This is a genomic window from Streptomyces sp. LUP47B (assembly GCF_001746295.1).
Lineage (GTDB): Bacteria > Actinomycetota > Actinomycetes > Streptomycetales > Streptomycetaceae > Streptomyces.
In genome coordinates this window covers 38956-56158 of sequence record NZ_MJAH01000023.1, presented here as the reverse complement: position 1 = coordinate 56158, position 17203 = coordinate 38956, and the positions used below count along the sequence as shown (strand labels likewise).

The following is a 17203-nucleotide window of genomic DNA, read 5'->3' as shown; positions in this document are numbered from 1 at the left end:
CGGGGGCTTCGCGTCCGTCAGGAACAAGGGGGCGCTCGCCTCGCGGCCCTGTCGTGCGTCAGCCGGTGTTCCCGCCGCCCAGGCCTTCCAGGCGGTCCAGGAAGGGCTCTATGGCGGCCCGCCATGCCTCCGGCTGGTCGTAGTGGACGAGGTGGCCGGCGTCGGCGACCTCGGCGTACTCGCCACGGGGCAGGACGCGCACCATCTCCTGGGCCTCGGCGCGGCCCAGTTCGCCGTCGAGGCCGCGGACGACCAGGGCGGGGCACCTGACCTGGGTGAGCTCCTCCCAGTGGGCGTCGTAGACCCAGGTCTCGCGGGAGGACAGCATCTGCTCGGGCTCGAAGACGGGGCGCCAGCCGTCGGGGGACTCGGCCATCACCTCGGCGTAGAACTCGCCGCGCGCCGGGTTGGGCCGCTCCACCCAGGGGTCGTCCTCGCCGAACCACTTGCGTACGTCGGCGAGCGTGGCGAACGGGACGGGCCAGGCCTTGAACCACTCGCCCCACTCCCGCTGCGAGGCGGCGCCGAGGGCGGAGGCCCGCATGTCGCAGATGATCACCCCGCGGACCAGGTCGGGCCGCCGCGCGGCGAGCTGCCAGGCGGTGAGGGCGCCCATGGCATGGCCGATCAGGACGGTCGGGGCGAGAGCGAGCTGCTCGAGGGCGGCCTCGGCGTCCTCGACGTACGCGTCACGGGTGAAAGCGGCCCGAGGGGGCTTGTCGCTCTGGCCGTGACCGCGCTGGTCGAGCGCGACGGCGCGGTAGCGCTCGGAGAGCCAGCGGGCGGTGGACGCCCAGTGCGAGGCTCGGCCCATCAGGCCGTGCAGTAACAGCACCCCGGGTGATCGTTTCTCCGGGGCTTGCGTGAGCTCCCTCGCCGGATCCGTCGGATCGGTCGGATCGGTTGGATCGCTTGGATCGGTCTTGGGAGGGTCACCGAACTCCCAGGCCGCAAGACGTACGCCGCCCGCCCCGGTCACGTCGATGCGCCGCGCCATTGGCACCCCCCTAGCTCCGCCCGGACCGCCCGCTCCCGCTCGAGCCGCCCTGTGAACCGTGTCCTGACTGCCGTGCCTGTCCTGTCTGTCGGTGCTGTGCCGTACATCTGTGCAGCGCACGTCCCGTGCGTCCCGTCACTCGCAGATTATCGAATGAGCATTCGACATTGGGCCTTCGGAACGGCAACACCCCTCGTTCGAGTGACCACGCTCAAGGAATGATCGCCGCCGCCAAGGGGAGATCTTCAGCGGGAGGCGGACCGCTCGGGGAAATCGGTCCGAGGGGAATGACCCTGAGAGCTCGGGGCTCCGGGTCAGCACAGGGGAGGACCGGCCCCGGCACCGAAAGGTGCCGGGGCCATCCATACGCCTACGGCACATCCGCCCGCCCCCTCAGGTCATATGCCCCACGCGACAGCCTCGCACGGGAAGCGTCGTAGCGCTGCGATTCCGCACAGTGAATCCTGGACCGACGGAGCCCCGGAAGAGACTCGGACAAGCCACAACTGCCCCACAGCTCCCGACAATCTGAGCCCCCGGCGACCGTCAGCGCTTGGCCACGAACACATGCGAGGCGACATCCGACTCCAGCTCCGCGGCCTCGCCACCGCTGCCCACCAGCACCCCGCCCGCCGACTCCGTCACACTCACCACCGAACCGGGCTGCACACCCGCCCGACGCAACGTGTACATCAGCTGCGCGTCCGTCTGGATCGGCTCACCGATACGGCGCACGACGACCGTCTTGCCGTCGAGACCCGGATCCAGCTCGGCCAGCGACACCATGCCCTCGTCCAGGAACGGATCGGCACCGTCCTTCTCACCCAGCTCCTCCAGACCCGGGATCGGGTTGCCGTACGGCGACTCGGTGGGGTGACGCAGCAGCTCCAGCACCCGGCGCTCCACCGCCTCACTCATCACATGCTCCCAGCGACACGCCTCCGCGTGGACCTGCTCCCACTCCAGACCGATCACATCGACCAGCAGACACTCCGCGAGCCGGTGCTTGCGCATCACACGCGTGGCCAGCCGCCGGCCCTCGTCCGTCAGCTCCAGATGCCGGTCACTGGCGACCGACACCAGCCCGTCACGCTCCATCCGCGCCACCGTCTGACTGACCGTCGGCCCGCTCTGGTCGAGCCGCTCGGCGATCCGGGCGCGCATGGGGACCACACCTTCCTCCTCCAGCTCGAGGATGGTGCGGAGATACATCTCCGTGGTGTCGATCAGTCCGGACATACGTGCCCCTTGATGAGATCGCCGGAAGCACGACAGCTTCCCGGCTCGTGCGCTGGCCCTGGCATCAATTCTGCCGGATACCACTGACAAGCGTGCCGCGCCGTTGAAACCAAGCGGTTACGACCAGGCGCGCGGCCGTATTGACATCCCACTGGTCCAGACCGCACGGTGATCCGCGACACGGCGACGAAGGGTTGGACGACGCATGGGCGAGACGGGCTCCGCGAGCGCTGACGGCAAGCTGTCCGGGCAGTTCTTCGACGCCGCGATCGGGCTGCTGCAACGGGTCCGGGACGAGGAGGCCGAGGCCGTCGCGACAGCCGGTGAGCTCCTCGCCGACACCGTCGCCGCCGGTGGCCGCCTCTTCGCCTTCGGCGCCGGGCACTCCTCGCTCGCCGCGCAGGACCTCGTCTACCGGGCCGGCGGACTCGCCCTCATGAACCTGCTGACCGTCCCGGGGGTCGTGGGCGTCGACGTCATGCCGGCCACCCTCGGCTCCGCCCTCGAACGCGTCGACGGCCTCGCGAGCGCCGTCCTGAGCTGCTCGCCCCTCCGCGCGGGCGACGCCCTCGTGATCATCTCCCTCTCCGGCCGCAATGCCCTCCCCGTGGAAATGGCCCTGACCGCGCGCTCCCTGGGCGTGAAGGTCATCGGCGTCACGTCGGTCGCCTATACGACGGAGACGCAGCCCCGCCACAGCTCCGGCACCTTCCTCAAGGACCACTGCGACGTCGTCCTCGACTCCAAGATCGCCGTAGGCGACGCGGAACTCACCCTGGACACCATCCCGGCCCCCTTCGCCCCCGCCTCCACGGTCGTGACCTCGGCACTGCTCCAGGCGGTGATGGCCACGGCGGCGGGAGCGCTGGCGCAGCGGGGGATCGAGCCGCCGCTGCTGCGGTCGGGGAACGTGGACGGCGGGCTGGAGTGGAACGACCGAGTGTTCGAGGAGTACGGGGACCGGATCTTCTACCGGCAGTAGTCAGAACGCAGACGACCCGCGAGCTCTGGTCCCTCCGCCTTGCGGCGAGGGAGCCGGCCGGACGTACCGGCGAGCTCGCGGGTCGGGTGACTGCGTTGAATTGGCCGGCTGCGTGCATCTCGTACACGCGGGTCCGGCACCGCACTGAATGTGGTGGCAGGCCGCTAGCCCGCAGCCACCTCGCGCGTCCGGGTTTCAGTCATTTACCCGATCACCTCCCTTCATGCGTAGACCACACCCTAGGAAGCAGTCGGGCCTCGATCAACCGGTTTTCCGGGATATTGACTCCGAGGTTTCCGACCGAGTGCTCCGGCCGTATCCGTCGCCTCGTGCCAGCAGAGTCCGACAGCGATTAGCGTTCCGTGCATGACAAAGCGACGAGCGATCATGAGTGGTTCCTCCTTCGAGGAACACATCGGGTACGCGCGCGCCGTAGTCGACGGGGACCGGGTGCACGTGTCCGGGACGACCGGGTTCGACTACGCCGCGATGACGATCTCGGACGACGTGGTGGAGCAGGCCGAGCAGTGTCTGCGGAACATCGGGGCCGCTCTGGCCGATGCGGGGTGCACCTTGGCGGACGTGGTGCGGGTGCGCTACCTGTTGCCCGACCGGGACGACTTCGAGCCCTGCTGGCCGGTCCTGCGCCGCCACTTCGGCGATGTCCGGCCGGCCGCCACGATGCTCGTGTGCGGCCTCGCCGATCCCCGGATGAAGATCGAGATAGAGGTGGACGCGCGGAGGGGAAGTGGTGACCGTGACTGATCTGCGGATAGAGCCCGTCGTGGGGGACGGCATGCTCGAGCAGTGGCGGTATGTGCACAACGTGATCGTTCCGCCGGCTGCCATGAGCGCCGAGGACGTACGTGAGCGCGGCCGGCGGTACCGGCTGGAGAACGCGTATCTCGGGGACACGCTCGTGGGGTGCTCGACCGTGCGGCCGCCGGACGGAGAGGAGGCTGTGGCGACGGTCATCGCGCGCGTGCTGCCCGATTACCGTCGGCGGGGTTTCGGGACGGCACTCTACGAGAAGGGTCTTGATCATGCGCGTGTGCTCGGCGCCCGGGTGATCGAGACATGTGTGCTGGCCGTCAATGGGGACGGGGCGCGGTTCGCGCTGGCGCGTGGGTTCGTCGAGGTCGACCGGTACGTGCTGGACGGCGAGAGCGACGAGTGGGTCGATCTGCGGCTGGAGCCGGACCGGAGAGCTGTTTAAGGGGATTCGGAGCGTTTCCGGCGTACAACGATTCCTTCAATCTTGCGGGAACCAGGTGTGTGCTGCGTCACGTTCGAGTTGAATGATTGTTAGTGAGTGAAGCAGCCGGCAGGGGGTCCAGGTGAGTGCTTCCCGGCGTAGTGGGACCACCGACGAGCTGGGGCCGGACGGTCCCGGGCCGGACGGTCCTGAGGGATCGGACGGCGGCTCGGATCTGCTCGCCGCGCTCCTCGACGGGATGGACGCGGCACTGTGTGCCTTTGACGCGGACGGTGTCGTCACCCATTGGAATCGTGAGGCGGAGCGGATCCTCGGCTGGACCGCGGCCGAGGCCGTGGGGCGGCACGGGTTCGCCGGGTGGGCGGTGCGGCGGGCGGACGCCGTGGAGGTCGAGGCGCGGCTGATGTCCGCCATGCAGGCCCCCGGGCGGCAGGTGCACGAGTTCGCGCTGCTGACCAAGGACGGCGGCCGGGTGCTCGTACGTACCCAGTCCGCGGCCGTACGCGGGCCCGACGGGAAGCCGGCCGGGGTGTACTGCGCCTTCAGCGAGGTGCACACGCAGATCGATCTGGAGCGGTCGATCGCGCTGAGCGAGGCGCTGTTCGAGGACGCCTCGTGGGGTGTCGTGCTCGTCGACGCCGATCTGCGGCCCGCCGTGGTCAACGCGCACGCGGCCCGGTCGTTGGGCATCGGGCGTACGTCGGTGCTGGGGCGGCCCCTCGGGGAGCTCCTCGCGCAGGGCGTGGAGGAGCTGGAGAGCGCGCTCACCCATGTGCTGGCCGAGGGCGCGCCACCGGCGCCGGCCGAGATCTGGGTGGGGGTGCGGACTCCGGACGGCGAGAAGCGGCGCTGCTGGCGCTGCGGGTTCGTACGGCTGGCCTCGCCGCTCGCGGAGGAGCCGGTGCCGTTGGGTGTCGGCTGGCTGTTCCAGGACGTCACCGAGGCCAAGCAGAGCGAGCAGGAGGCCTCGCTGCTGCGGTTCCGGACGAACCAGCTGCACCGGGCGGCCCGGGCGGCCGCGGAGTGCGAGGATCCGGTCGAGGCTGCAGTGGTGCATCTGGACTTCGCCCTCGCCGGGTTCGCCGACCACGCGCTGATCGACCGGGTGGCCGGGGGCGCGGTGGCCGACGGCGAGGAGACGGATCCGGTACGTCTCGTACGGGTCGCCGCGACGCCCTCCGGGGCACCTGGGCCGAGTCTGCAGGCGTCGGGCAAGGCCGGGTTGCCCGTGCGGTACGGGGAGGGGCATCCGGCGCTGCAGTGCGTGGACCGGATCGGTTCGGTGCGGGCGAGTGTGGGGTCGGTGTCGGGTGAACGGGCCCGTGAGTGGGCCGAGGCCCGGCAGTGGCCCCCGGATGTGGTGCACGCGTTGTGCGCGGTGCTGCGGAGCCGGGGGCGGACGCTGGGCGTCGTGACGTTCTTGCGGGGGTCCGGTAGGGGGCAGTTCGAGCGGGGCGACGCGGTGTACGCGGAGGACGTGGCGGTGCGGATCGCCGCGGCGCTGGATCTGGGCGGGGTGGTGGGGCGGGCGTAGGGCTGTGTCGAGCCGCTTCTTCAGGGACTCAGCCGCTCCACCCGCCAGCTCCCGTCCGCTTCCGCCACGTACCGCAGTCGGTCGTGGAGGCGGTTCTCGCGGCCCTGCCAGAACTCGATCTTGTCCGGTGCCACTCGGAAGCCGCCCCAGTTCGGGGGGACCGGGACCTGTTCGCCCTCGGGGTAGCGGGCGGTCAGTTCGGCGTAGGCGGTGTCGACCTGGTCGCGTGTGTCGATCACCGAGGACTGGGCGCTGGCCCAGGCGCCGAGCTGGGAGCCGTGGGGGCGGGTGCGGAAGTAGGCGGCGGTCTCGTCGCGGCCGGTGCGGCGGGCGATGCCGGTGACGATGACCTGGCGGCCCATGGGGTGCCAGGGGAAGAGCAGGCAGACGTACGGGTTCTGTGCGAGGTCCCTGGCCTTGCGGGAGTCGTAGTTCGTGTAGAAGACGAAGCCCCGTTCGTCGAACTGCTTGAGGAGCACCGTGCGGGAGCTGGGGCGGCCCTCGGCGTCCGCGGTGGAGACGACCATGGCGTTGGGCTCGAAGAGGTGCGCCTCGGTCGCCGCCTGCTTGAACCAGCGCGCGAACTGTTCGACGGGGGTGGCGGCCAGGTCGGTCTCGGCGAGACCTTCCATGCGGTACTGGCGGCGCATGGAGGCGGGGTCCGGGGCGGCGGCGTCTGCTGCTTCGGTCACGCGGTCATCTTGCCGTACGGATGACTCACCCACCGTTGGTGGCACTGAGTGCCGCAGACACTCCCCAAAGGTGGCACTCGGGGATATCGTGAAGTCATCCGTCGTCCACATCATGAGGAGCCGCCTGATGTCCGACTTCGACCCCGGCTTTGTCCCTGGCCTCGAAGGAGTCATCGCGTTCGAGACGGAGATCGCCGAACCGGACAAGGAGGGCGGCGCGCTGCGGTACCGGGGCGTCGACATCGAGGATCTGGTCGGTCATGTCTCGTTCGGCAACGTGTGGGGGCTGCTGGTCGACGGCGCCTTCAATCCGGGTCTGCCGCCCGCCGAGCCGTTCCCGATCCCGGTGCATTCCGGGGACATCCGCGTGGACGTCCAGTCGGCGCTCGCCATGCTCGCCCCGGTGTGGGGGCTCAAGCCGCTGCTCGACATCGATGCCGGGCAGGCGCGTGCCGACCTGGCCCGGGCCGCCGTGATGGCTCTTTCCTACGTCGCCCAGTCCGCGCGCGGGCAGGGGTTGCCGATGGTGCCGCAGCGGGAGATCGACAAGGCGCAGTCCGTCGTCGAGCGGTTCATGATCCGCTGGCGGGGGGAGCCGGATCCCAAGCATGTGGCCGCGGTGGACGCCTACTGGACGTCGGCCGCGGAGCACGGGATGAACGCGTCGACGTTCACCGCGCGCGTGATCGCCTCCACGGGTGCCGATGTGGCCGCCGCGCTGTCCGGGGCGGTGGGTGCCATGTCCGGGCCGCTGCACGGCGGGGCGCCCTCGCGGGTGCTCGGGATGATCGAGGAGATCGAGCGGACCGGGGACGCCGAGGCGTATGTCAGGCAGGCGCTGGACCGGGGTGAGCGGCTGATGGGGTTCGGGCACCGGGTGTACCGGGCCGAGGATCCCCGCGCGCGGGTGTTGCGGCGGACCGCGCGGGAGCTGGGGGCGCCGCGGTTCGAGATCGCGGAGGCGCTGGAGAAGGCGGCGCTGGCGGAGTTGCATGCGCGGCGGCCGGACCGGGTGCTGGCCACGAACGTGGAGTTCTGGGCGGCCATCGTGCTCGACTTCGCGGAGGTGCCGGCGCACATGTTCACGTCGATGTTCACGTGTGCGCGTACGGCGGGGTGGTCGGCGCACATTCTGGAGCAGAAGCGGACGGGGCGGCTGGTGCGGCCTTCCGCGCGCTATGTGGGGCCCTCGGCTCGGGATCCCCGGGACATCGAGGGATACGGGGACATCGCCGACTAGGCCAGTGTCTCGTTCAGCAGTACGGCCCATTGCGTCACGACGCGGTCCCGTCTGGCCGCGTCGTCCGTGAGGAGGTTGGCCAGGCCCAGGCCTCTTGCCATGTCCAGGAGGCCCTGGACCGTTTCCCGGACGCCGGGGCGTGACTCGTCCGCGCCGAGCAGGTCCACGGCGATCCGATGGGTCTCCCGGCCTACGCGCGCCTCCAGTTCGGTGACCTGGGGGCGCAGTTGTTCCTCGTTGGAGGCGGCGACCCAGAGGTGGAGGGCGGCGCGGAACAGCGGGCCGGTGTAGAGGTCCACGAGGGCTGAGACCACCGCGCGGCGGTCTTGTGCCGCGCCCTGCGGGAACAGGGCGCGCAGGGCGGTGGAGCGTTCCTCGGCCACGTATTCGACCGCCGCCGTGAAGAGGTCCTCCCGCGTCGGGAAGTGGTGCTGGGCGGCGCCTCGGGAGACGCCGGCGCGTTCGGCGACGACGGTGACCGTGGAGCCGGCCCAGCCGTGTTCGGCGAGGCAGGCCACGGCGGCTTCGAGGAGGCGCTGCCGGGTGGCCCGGCTGCGGTCCTGCTTGGGCACGCGTTCGGCGCGGTCGCCGATGGTGGTCACAGAAGCCATGAGGGATCCCGTCGTTCCAGGAAGGCCGTCATGCCCTCGCGCGCGTGCGGTGAGGCGAACAGCCGGGCCGAGAGCGCGGTCAGGTCGGCCGCGTCCCGGTCGAAGGTCTCCAGCACCTTAGCCGTGAGCAGCCGTTTCGTCTCGGCCAGGGCCTCGGGGGCGGCCCGGCGCAGGCCGTCCAGGATCGGTTCGAGTACGGCGTCCACGTCGTCGCCCGCCGCCGTCACGAGGCCGATGCGGGCGGCCTCGGCGGCGTCGAAGCGCTCGCCGGTGAGGTAGTGGCGGGCGAGGGCGCGGGGGTCGGTGCGGGGCAGCAGCGTCAGTGAGATGACCGCGGGGGCGAGACCGATCCGTACCTCGGTGAAGGCGAAGGTCGACTCCGTGGACGCGGCCGCGATGTCGCAGGCGGCGAGGAGGCCGAGGCCGCCCGCGCGGACGTGGCCGGTGACGCGTGCGACGACCGGCTTGTCCAGCTCCACGATCTGCCGCAGGAGCCCCACCAGGGCGGCCGGGTCCGGGGGGTCCTTCAGATCGGCGCCGGCGGAGAAGGTGTTGCCTGTGTGGGTGAGGACGATCGCGCGTACGGCGTCCTCCTTGGCGCAGTCCGCCAGGCAGGAGGCCAGCTCTCCGACCAGCGCCGCCGACAGGGCGTTGCGGTTGTGCGGGGAGTCGAGGGTGAGGGTTTCGATGCCACGCGCGCGTGTGCGGGCGATCAGTGTCATGCGCGCTCCCTGAGCTGTCGTCGGAGGATCTTGCCGGAGGCGGCCCGGGGCACCGCGTCGATGAAGGTGACCTGGCGGACGCGTTTGTAGGGGGCGACGCGCTCGGCGACGTACATCATGACCTCCCCTTCGGAGAGCTCGGTGGCGGTCGGCTGGCGGACGACGAAGGCCTGCGGGACCTCGTTGCCGTCGTCGTTGTAGACGCCGATGACGGCCGCGTCGGCGATGCCGGGGTGGGTGAGCAGGAGGGCCTCCAGTTCGGCGGGGGCCACCTGGAAGCCCTTGTACTTGATGAGTTCCTTGACCCGGTCGACGACGAACAGCCAGCCGCCGGCGTCGACATGGCCGACGTCTCCTGTGTGCAGCCAGCCGTCGGGGTCGATCATCGCGGCGGTGTCGTCGGGGCGGCCGAGGTAGCCCTTCATGATCTGCGGGCCGCGGATCAGGATCTCGCCGGGCTCGCCGACGTCGAGGTCCTTGTCGGGGTCGTCGAGGGAGACGATCCGCATCTCGGTGCCGGCGATGAGCTTGCCCACCGTCCCGGGGGGTGCCTGGCGCATGGCGGACAGGGGGACGACGTGGGTGCCGGGCGAGAGTTCCGTCATGCCGTACGCCTGGCCGACGGGTGGGAGGCCGAGCCGGGCCGAGCAGGCGGCGGCGAGCCGGGCGTCCAGGGGGGCGGCGGCGCTGACGATGTAGCGCAGGGACGACAGGTCGTAGTGCTCGACGAGGGGGTGTTTGGCGAGGGCGAGGACGATCGGCGGGGCCACGTACAGGCCGGTGATGCGGTGGTTCTGGATCGCCGCGAGGAAGGTCTCCAGGTCGAAGCGGGGCAGGACGACGACGGAGGCGCCGAGGCGCAGGGGTGCGTTCATGAGGGCCGTGAGGCCGTAGATGTGGAAGAAGGGCAGGACCGCGAGGATGCGGTCCTCGGGGCCGGCCGCCATCAGTGGTTCGAGCTGGGCGAGGTTGGTGGCGATCTGCCGGTGGGTGAGCATCACGCCCTTGGGGGTGCCGGTGGTGCCCGAGGAGTACGGCAGTGCCGCCACGTCCGTCACCGGGTCGATGGCGAGGTCCGGCTCGGGGGCCGTCGAGGACAGCATGTCGATCAGGGAGCGGTGGCCGGGTGCGCTGTCGCAGACGAAGATCTCCCGTACCCCGCCCGCGAGTTCGGCGGCCCGGCGTGCCGTCTCCAGGAGTGGGGAGACGGTGACGATCCAGCGGGCCGCGGAGTCACTGAGCTGCTTGGCGAACTCCTCGGGGGTGGAGAGCGGGTGCACGGTCGTGACGGAGGCACCCGCGCGGGTGGCGGCGTAGAACGCGGCCGGGAAGGCGATCGTGTTGGGGCTGTGCAGCGCGAGCACGTCCCCCTTGGTGACGCCCGCCTCCGCGAGACCGGCGGCGACCCGGCGGTGGAACCGGTCGAGCTGTCCGTAGGTGAGGGTGGCCCCGTCGGTCCCGTCGATCAGGGCGGGCGCGTCACCGAACTCGGCGGCGCGCGCCAACACCGCGTCGTGGATGGGGAGTTCTACGGGCTGGACGTCTGCGTACTCGCTGCGGAACACGGTTCCTCCATGGCGGCCTAGTACGACTTGGGCAGGCCCAGGGTCTGGTGGGAGACGTAGTTGAGAATCATCTCCCTGCTCACCGGTGCGATACGAGCCACGCGCGCGGCCGTTATCAACGAGGCGAGCCCGAACTCACGGGTGAGGCCGTTGCCGCCGAGGGTGTGGACCGCCTGGTCCACCGCTTTCACACAGGCCTCCCCCGCGGCGTACTTCGCCATGTTGGCGGCCTCTCCCGCGGCCACGTCGTCTCCCGCGTCGTAGAGGTGGGCGGCCTTCTGCATCATCAGGCGGGCGAGTTCGAGGTCGATGTGGGCCTGGGCGAGGGGGTGGGCGATGGCCTGGTGGGCGCCGATGGGGGTGTTCCAGACCGTGCGGTCCCTGGCGTAGGTGATCGCCTGCGAGAGGGCGTAGCGGCCCATGCCGATCGCGAAGGCCGCCGTCATGATGCGTTCGGGGTTGAGGCCGGCGAAGAGCTGGAGGAGGCCCGCGTCCTCGTCTCCCACGAGGGCCTCGGCGGGGAGGCGTACGTCGTCGAGGGTCAGCTCGAACTGCTTTTCCGCCGCCTGGAGTTCCATGTCTATCTGTCGGCGTGTGAAGCCTTCGGCGTCTCGGGGGACGATGAAGAGGCAGGGCTTGAGGCGGCCGGTGCGGGAGTCCTCCGTACGGCCGACTATGAGGGTGGCGTCGGCTATGTCCACGCCTGAGATGAAGACCTTGCGTCCGGTGAGCAGCCAGTCGGCTCCGTCACGGTGGGCCGTGGTGGTGATGCGGTGGGAGTTGGAACCGGCGTCCGGCTCGGTGATGCCGAAGGCCATGGTGCGGGTGCCGTCGGCGAGGGCGGGGAGCCACTCCTGTTTCTGGGCTTCCGTGCCGAAGCGGGCGATCACTGTGCCGCAGATCGCTGGGGAGACGACCATCATGAGGAGGGGGCAGCCGGCTGTGCCCAACTCTTCGAGAACTATGGACAGTTCGGCGATTCCGCCGCCTCCGCCTCCGTACTCCTCGGGGAGGTTGACTCCCAGGTAGCCGAGTTTGGCTGCCTCGGACCAGAGTTCTTCTCGGTTGAAGTCGCGGCCGTGGCGTTTGCCGAGGGCGGCTACTGCTTCTCGTAGTGACTTGTGCTCATCGGGTTCGATCGTGGGCATGTGGCTCCTTCGTGGGGGCTGGGCGCGCAGTTCGCCGCGCCCCTAGGCGGGTTGGACTACTGCCAGCAGTTCACCGACCGTCACCTGCTGGCCGGGCGATGCGTGAAGCTCACTCAGCGTTCCTGCTGCCGGCGCCGTGATCTTGTGTTCCATCTTCATCGCCTCCAGCCACAGAAGCGGCTGGCCCGCTTCCACGGCGGATCCCTTCGCCAGGCCGTCCGCGACCCGTACGACCGTTCCCGGCATGGGGGCCAGCAGGGAGCCCGGGGCGAGCTGGGCCGTCGGGTCCGGGAAGCGGGGCAGAGCCGTCAGGGCTGTGCCTCCCACGTACACCTGGTCGCCGTACCGCGTCACCTCGAACTTCCGCTGCACACCGTCCACTTCGAGTACGACCCGGCTGGCCTCCGCGTGGAGCACCCGGACCCCGTCCGCCTCCAGGCCCTCGCGCGTGTGGCGGTAGCGGACCTCGTGTTCCTCCCCCGCCATCGCGTACCGCTTCGTCTGCGGGGCCGAGTGCAGGTTGCGCCAGCCGCCGAAGCGGGAGCGGTCGACCGCGTCGGCGAGGGCCGCGGCCAGGGGGGCGTACGGGTCGGGGTGCGGCTGGGTGAGTTCGGGCAGGTGACGGTCGTAGAAGCCGGTGTCCATGCGGGCCGTCGTGAACTCCTTGTGGCGCAGGGAGTTCACCAGCAGGTCCCTGTTCGTGGCCGGGCCGTGGATCGTCGCCCTTTCCAGGGCGCCCGCCAGTTTGCGTACCGCCTCCGCGCGCGTGGGGGCGTACGCGACGACCTTGGCGAGCATCGGGTCGTAGTGGACGCCGATGTCGTCGCCGTTCTCGTAGCCCGTGTCCAGGCGGACGGACGGGGGGATCGAGAGGTGGTGCAGGGTGCCGGTCTGGGGGGTCCAGTCCCGCGCGGGGTCCTCGGCGTAGAGGCGCGCTTCGACGGCGTGGCCACGCGCGCGTGGGGGCTCGTCGGGCAGCGGGGTCCCTTCGGCGACGCGGATCTGTTCCGCCACCAGGTCGATGCCGAACACCGCCTCCGTCACCGGGTGTTCGACCTGGAGGCGGGTGTTCATCTCCAGGAAGTGGGCCTTGGTGCCGGAGACCAGGAACTCGACCGTGCCCGCGCCGACGTAGTCCACCGCGCGCGCCGCTCGTACCGCAAGTTCGTGCAGTTCCTCCCTGAGGTCCTGCGGGAGTCCGGGGGCCGGGGCCTCCTCGATCACCTTCTGGTGGCGGCGCTGGAGGGAGCAGTCGCGGGTGCCCAGGGCCCAGACCGTGCCGTGGGTGTCGGCGAGGATCTGGACCTCGACGTGGCGGCCGTCCTCGACGTACGGCTCGACGAACACCTCGCCGTCGCCGAAGGCGCTAGCGGCCTCGGCGCGTGCGCTCTCCAGGGCCGCGGCCAGGTCCTCGATACGGCGGACGACGCGCATTCCGCGGCCTCCACCGCCCGCGGCCGCCTTCACCAGCACCGGCAGGTCGGCCGGTGTCACGTCCCCGAGGGGCGCAAGACCCATCAGTTCCTTCGCACGTGTCTTGGACGCCATCGCCTCGATCGCGGACGGTGGCGGGCCGATCCAGACCAGGCCCGCGGCCAGGACCGCCCGTGCGAAGTCGGCGTTCTCGGAGAGGAAGCCGTAGCCTGGGTGCACGGCGTCGGCGCCGGAGGCGATCGCCGCCTTCACGATCAGGTCGGCGCGCAGGTAGGTGTCGGCGGGGGCCGCTCCCGGGAGTCGTACGGCCGTGTCCGCCACGCGCGTGTGGAGGGCGTTCGCGTCCGGGTCCGAGTGCACCGCGACGGTTCGGATTCCCGACTCGGCACAGGTGCGGAAGATCCGGCAGGCGATCTCGCCCCGGTTGGCGACGAGCACAGAAGTGATCACTGAAGGGTTCCTCACATCCGGAAGACGCCGAAGCCGCCGCGGGCGCCCTCGTAGGGCGCGGTGTGGATCGCGGACAGGCACATTCCCAGTACCGTCCGGGTGTCGCGGGGGTCGATGACGCCGTCGTCGTAGAGCCGCCCGGACAGGAACATGGGCAGCGACTCGGACTCGATCTGCTGCTCCACCATGGCGCGCAGGGCGGCGTCGCCCTCTTCGTCGTAGGGCAGTCCCTTCGCGGCCGCCGACTGGCGGGCGACGATGGAGAGCACGCCGGCGAGCTGCTGGGGGCCCATCACGGCCGACTTGGCGCTGGGCCAGGCGAAGAGGAAACGGGGGTCGTAGGCGCGGCCGCACATGCCGTAGTGGCCGGCCCCGTAGGAGGCGCCCATGAGGACGGAGAGGTGCGGGACCTTCGAGTTGCTCACCGCGTTGATCATCATCGCGCCGTGCTTGATGATGCCGCCCTGTTCGTACTCCCTGCCGACCATGTAGCCGGTGGTGTTGTGCAGGAAGAGCAGCGGGATGTCGCGCTGGTTGGCCAGCTGGATGAACTGGGCCGCCTTCTGGGACTCCTCGGAGAACAGGACGCCCTGGGCGTTGGCCAGCACGCCCACCGGGTAGCCGTGCAGCTCGGCCCAGCCGGTCGCCAGGCTCGTCCCGTACAGGGGCTTGAACTCGTCGAAGTCGGACGCGTCGACGATCCGGGCGATCACCTCGCGCGGGTCGAAGGGGGTGCGCAGGTCGCCCGGGACGATGCCGAGGAGCTCGTCGGCGTCGTACTTGGGCGGCGCCGCGGGGCCCGGATCGCCGTACGCCTTGCGGTGGTTGAGGCGGGCCACGACCCTTCGGGCCTGCCTGAGCGCGTCCTGCTCGTCCATGGCGAAGTAGTCCGCGAGGCCCGACACGCGTGCGTGCATCTCGGCGCCGCCGAGGGACTCGTCGTCGCTCTCCTCGCCGGTGGCCATCTTGACGAGGGGCGGACCGCCGAGGAACACCTTGGCCCGCTCCTTGACCATGATCACGTGGTCGGACATGCCGGGCACGTAGGCGCCGCCGGCCGTGGAGTTGCCGAAGACGACGGCGACGGTGGGGATTCCGGCGGCCGAGAGCCGGGTCAGGTCCCGGAAGATCGCACCCCCGGGGATGAAGATCTCCTTCTGGGAGGGCAGGTCCGCGCCGCCCGACTCCACGAGGCTGATGCAGGGCAGCCGGTTGGCGAGGGCGATGTCGTTGGCGCGCAGGGCCTTCTTCAGCGACCACGGGTTGCTGGCGCCGCCGCGTACGGTCGGGTCGTTCGCGGTGATCAGGCATTCCACGCCCTCGACGACCCCGATGCCGGTGACGAGGGAGGCGCCGACCGTGTACTCGCTGCCCCAGGCGGCGAGCGGCGACAGTTCCAGGAAGGGCGTGTCCGGGTCGAGGAGCAGTTCGATGCGCTCCCGGGCGAGCAGCTTGCCACGCCCCCGGTGCCGCTCGACGTACTTCTCGCCGCCGCCCGCGAGAGCCTTCGCGTGCTCGGTGTCCAGCTCCGCGAGCTTGGCGAGCATGGCCTCGCGGTTGTCGCGGTAGTCCGGACCTGCCGTGTCCAGGCCGGAGTCGATGACGGTCACAGGAGGGCCTCCGGGATGTCCAGGTGGCGGGAGCGCAGCCATTCGCCGAGGGCCTTGGCCTGCGGGTCGAAGCGGTGCTGGGCGGCGACGCCCTCGCCGAGGATGCCCTCGACGACGAAGTTCAGGGCGCGGAGGTTGGGGAGGTCGTGGCGGGTGACGGGCAACTCGGCTGTTTCCGGGAGGAGTTCACGGAGGTGCTCGACGGTGAGGGTGTGGGCGAGCCATCGCCAGGCCTCGTCCGTCCGGGCCCAGACCCCGATGTTGGCGTTGCCGCCCTTGTCGCCGCTGCGGGCGCCCGCGATCAGACCGAGGGGGGCCCGGCGGGTGGGGCCTTCCGGCAGCGGTTCGGGCAGGGGTGGTGTCGGGAGATCCTCGAGTACGGCGGTCTCCGGGGCCGGTACCACGGGGAGCCGTCGTCCGTCGTGGAGGACGGCCACATGGTCCACGGCCCCATGGGGGACGTACACATCCTCGAAGACCCCATAGGGCGAGCCCTTCCCCGGTGGCGCCAGCACATGGAACCCGGGGTAGCTCGCCAGGGCCAGCTCTACGGCGGCCCCGCTGAGCGCGCGTCCGACGACCTCCTGGTTCGCGTCTCGGACGACCAGTCGCAGCAGGGCGCCGGCGGTTTCCTCCGTCGCGGCGTCCGGGCGGTCCGTGCGGACCAGGTCCCAGCGCACGTCGGTGACCTTGGCCAGGTGGGTCTCCATCTGCTCCCGCACCAGCGCGGCCTTGGCCTCGATGTCCAGGCCGGTCAGGACGAAGGCGACCTCGTTGCGGAAGCCGCCGAGCCGGTTGAGGCCGACCTTGAGGGTGGGGGGCGGGGCCTCGCCGCGCACACCGGAGATCCGGACGCGGTCGGGGCCGTCCTGCGTGAGGCGGACCGTGTCCAGGCGTGCGGTGACGTCGGGGCCGGCATACCGGGCGCCCTGGGTCTCGTACAGCAGCTGGGCCGTCACCGTGCCGACGTCGACGAAGCCGCCGGTGCCGGGGTGCTTGGTGATGACAGCGGTGCCGTCCTGGTGGAGTTCGGCGAGGGGGAAGCCGGGGCGGCGGACGTCTCCCTCCTGGAAGAACGCGTAGTTCCCGCCGGTCGCCTGTGTCCCGCACTCCAGGACGTGCCCGGCGACGACGGCCCCCGCGAGCCGGTCGTGGTCCGTCGGTCCCCAGCCGAAGTGGGCGGCGGCGGGCCCGGTGACCAGGGCCGCGTCCGTCACCCGGCCGGTCACGACCACGTCCGCGCCGTCGCGCAGACAGGCCGCTATGCCGAAGCCGCCGAGGTAGGCGTGGGCGGCGAGGCTGCCGGGGTGGAGGGGGGTGAGGTCGTCCCCCTCGACGTGGGCGACGCGGACCGGGAGCCCGAGTTGGTCGGCCAACTCCCTTATACGGTCAGCGAGTCCGGCCGGATTTAGCCCGCCCGCGTTGGTGACGATCCGCACGCCCCGCTCGTGTGCGAGGCCGAGGCACTCCTCGAGTTGGCGCAGGAAGGTGCGGGCGTATCCGGCCCCGGGGTCCTTCAGCCGGTCGCGGCCCAGGATGAGCATGGTCAGCTCGGCGAGGTAGTCGCCGGTGAGGACGTCGAGTTCACCACCGGTGAGCATCTCGCGCATCGCGTCGAAGCGGTCACCGTAGAAGCCGGAGGCGTTGCCGATACGGAGGGTCATCCGGCAACTCCCCCTGCCGGGTCGCCGGGAGGCGTTCCGCCCGCCGGGCTGCGGGAAGCCGTTCCCTCCGCCGAGTAGGCGGGAGGCGTTCCCTCTGCT

15 protein-coding genes are annotated in these 17203 nt (G+C 70.8%); 5 read left to right on the top strand and 10 right to left on the bottom strand.

The genetic code is table 11. The annotated features are described in order from the left end of the window. Nucleotides 1-58: 58 nt before the first annotated feature. Together BFN33_RS43780 and BFN33_RS43775 are read right to left on the bottom strand one after the other, a co-directional pair. The gene (locus tag BFN33_RS43780) at nucleotides 59-997 is read right to left on the bottom strand and encodes an alpha/beta fold hydrolase (protein ID WP_069765804.1); all 939 of its coding nucleotides are present in this window, start codon (nucleotides 995-997) and stop codon (nucleotides 59-61) included. Nucleotides 998-1543: 546 nt separating this feature from the next. Next, nucleotides 1544-2236: a metal-dependent transcriptional regulator gene (locus BFN33_RS43775; protein WP_057608532.1), complete on the bottom strand. Its 693-nt coding sequence runs from the start codon at nucleotides 2234-2236 to the stop codon at nucleotides 1544-1546. A gap of 205 nt (nucleotides 2237-2441) precedes the next feature. Between BFN33_RS43775 and BFN33_RS43770 the strand changes: the two genes are divergently transcribed. The 4 genes from BFN33_RS43770 to BFN33_RS43755 all read left to right on the top strand — a co-directional run bounded on the left by BFN33_RS43770 (nucleotide 2442) and on the right by BFN33_RS43755 (nucleotide 5968). Then, on the top strand, nucleotides 2442-3218 hold the full coding sequence (locus tag BFN33_RS43770; protein WP_069765803.1) for an SIS domain-containing protein: 777 nt from the start codon (nucleotides 2442-2444) through the stop codon (nucleotides 3216-3218). 366 nt (nucleotides 3219-3584) lie between these two features. Beyond that, nucleotides 3585-3983, top strand: coding sequence for a RidA family protein (locus BFN33_RS43765; RefSeq protein WP_069765802.1), 399 nt, complete (start codon nucleotides 3585-3587; stop codon nucleotides 3981-3983). Next, a complete protein-coding gene (locus tag BFN33_RS43760) occupies nucleotides 3976-4434 on the top strand; it encodes a GNAT family N-acetyltransferase (RefSeq protein WP_370743378.1) in 459 nt (152 codons plus the stop codon). The genes BFN33_RS43765 and BFN33_RS43760 overlap by 8 nt, the downstream gene beginning before the upstream one ends. Nucleotides 4435-4555: 121 nt before the next feature. Continuing rightward, the gene (locus tag BFN33_RS43755) at nucleotides 4556-5968 is read left to right on the top strand and encodes a PAS domain-containing protein (protein ID WP_069765801.1); all 1413 of its coding nucleotides are present in this window, start codon (nucleotides 4556-4558) and stop codon (nucleotides 5966-5968) included. 20 nt (nucleotides 5969-5988) lie between these two features. Here BFN33_RS43755 and pdxH read toward each other — a convergent pair whose 3' ends face one another. Then, entirely contained in the window at nucleotides 5989-6618 is a 630-nt protein-coding gene (gene pdxH / locus BFN33_RS43750) for a pyridoxamine 5'-phosphate oxidase (protein ID WP_088245514.1), read from the bottom strand. A 169-nt stretch (nucleotides 6619-6787) separates the two neighbouring features. Here pdxH and BFN33_RS43745 point away from each other — a divergent pair, with 169 nt between their 5' ends. Beyond that, the gene (locus BFN33_RS43745) at nucleotides 6788-7900 is read left to right on the top strand and encodes a citrate synthase 2 (RefSeq protein WP_069765799.1); all 1113 of its coding nucleotides are present in this window, start codon (nucleotides 6788-6790) and stop codon (nucleotides 7898-7900) included. Here BFN33_RS43745 and BFN33_RS43740 read toward each other — a convergent pair. From BFN33_RS43740 to BFN33_RS43710, 7 genes are read right to left on the bottom strand one after another with little or no spacing between them, the layout of a single operon-like run. Next, nucleotides 7897-8511, bottom strand: coding sequence for a TetR/AcrR family transcriptional regulator (locus BFN33_RS43740; RefSeq protein WP_069765798.1), 615 nt, complete (start codon nucleotides 8509-8511; stop codon nucleotides 7897-7899). The two genes, BFN33_RS43745 and BFN33_RS43740, sit on opposite strands and share 4 nt — an antisense overlap. Further along, on the bottom strand, nucleotides 8499-9233 hold the full coding sequence (locus BFN33_RS43735) for an enoyl-CoA hydratase family protein (RefSeq protein WP_069765797.1): 735 nt from the start codon (nucleotides 9231-9233) through the stop codon (nucleotides 8499-8501). The genes BFN33_RS43740 and BFN33_RS43735 overlap by 13 nt, the downstream gene beginning before the upstream one ends. Further along, nucleotides 9230-10798, bottom strand: coding sequence for a 4-coumarate--CoA ligase family protein (locus tag BFN33_RS43730; RefSeq protein WP_069765796.1), 1569 nt, complete (start codon nucleotides 10796-10798; stop codon nucleotides 9230-9232). The genes BFN33_RS43735 and BFN33_RS43730 overlap by 4 nt, the downstream gene beginning before the upstream one ends. Nucleotides 10799-10815: 17 nt before the next feature. Next, on the bottom strand, nucleotides 10816-11946 hold the full coding sequence (locus BFN33_RS43725) for an acyl-CoA dehydrogenase family protein (protein ID WP_069765795.1): 1131 nt from the start codon (nucleotides 11944-11946) through the stop codon (nucleotides 10816-10818). 42 nt (nucleotides 11947-11988) lie between these two features. Then, complete coding sequence (locus tag BFN33_RS43720) at nucleotides 11989-13830, bottom strand: biotin carboxylase N-terminal domain-containing protein (protein WP_069765794.1); 1842 nt, start codon at nucleotides 13828-13830, stop codon at nucleotides 11989-11991. Nucleotides 13831-13841: 11 nt separating this feature from the next. Beyond that, nucleotides 13842-15482 (bottom strand): acyl-CoA carboxylase subunit beta, encoded by a 1641-nt coding sequence (locus BFN33_RS43715; RefSeq protein ID WP_370743376.1) that lies wholly within the window; start codon nucleotides 15480-15482, stop codon nucleotides 13842-13844. Next, complete coding sequence (locus BFN33_RS43710; RefSeq protein ID WP_069765792.1) at nucleotides 15437-17104, bottom strand: acyclic terpene utilization AtuA family protein; 1668 nt, start codon at nucleotides 17102-17104, stop codon at nucleotides 15437-15439. The genes BFN33_RS43715 and BFN33_RS43710 overlap by 46 nt, the downstream gene beginning before the upstream one ends. Between the last annotated feature and the right edge of the window lie 99 nt (nucleotides 17105-17203).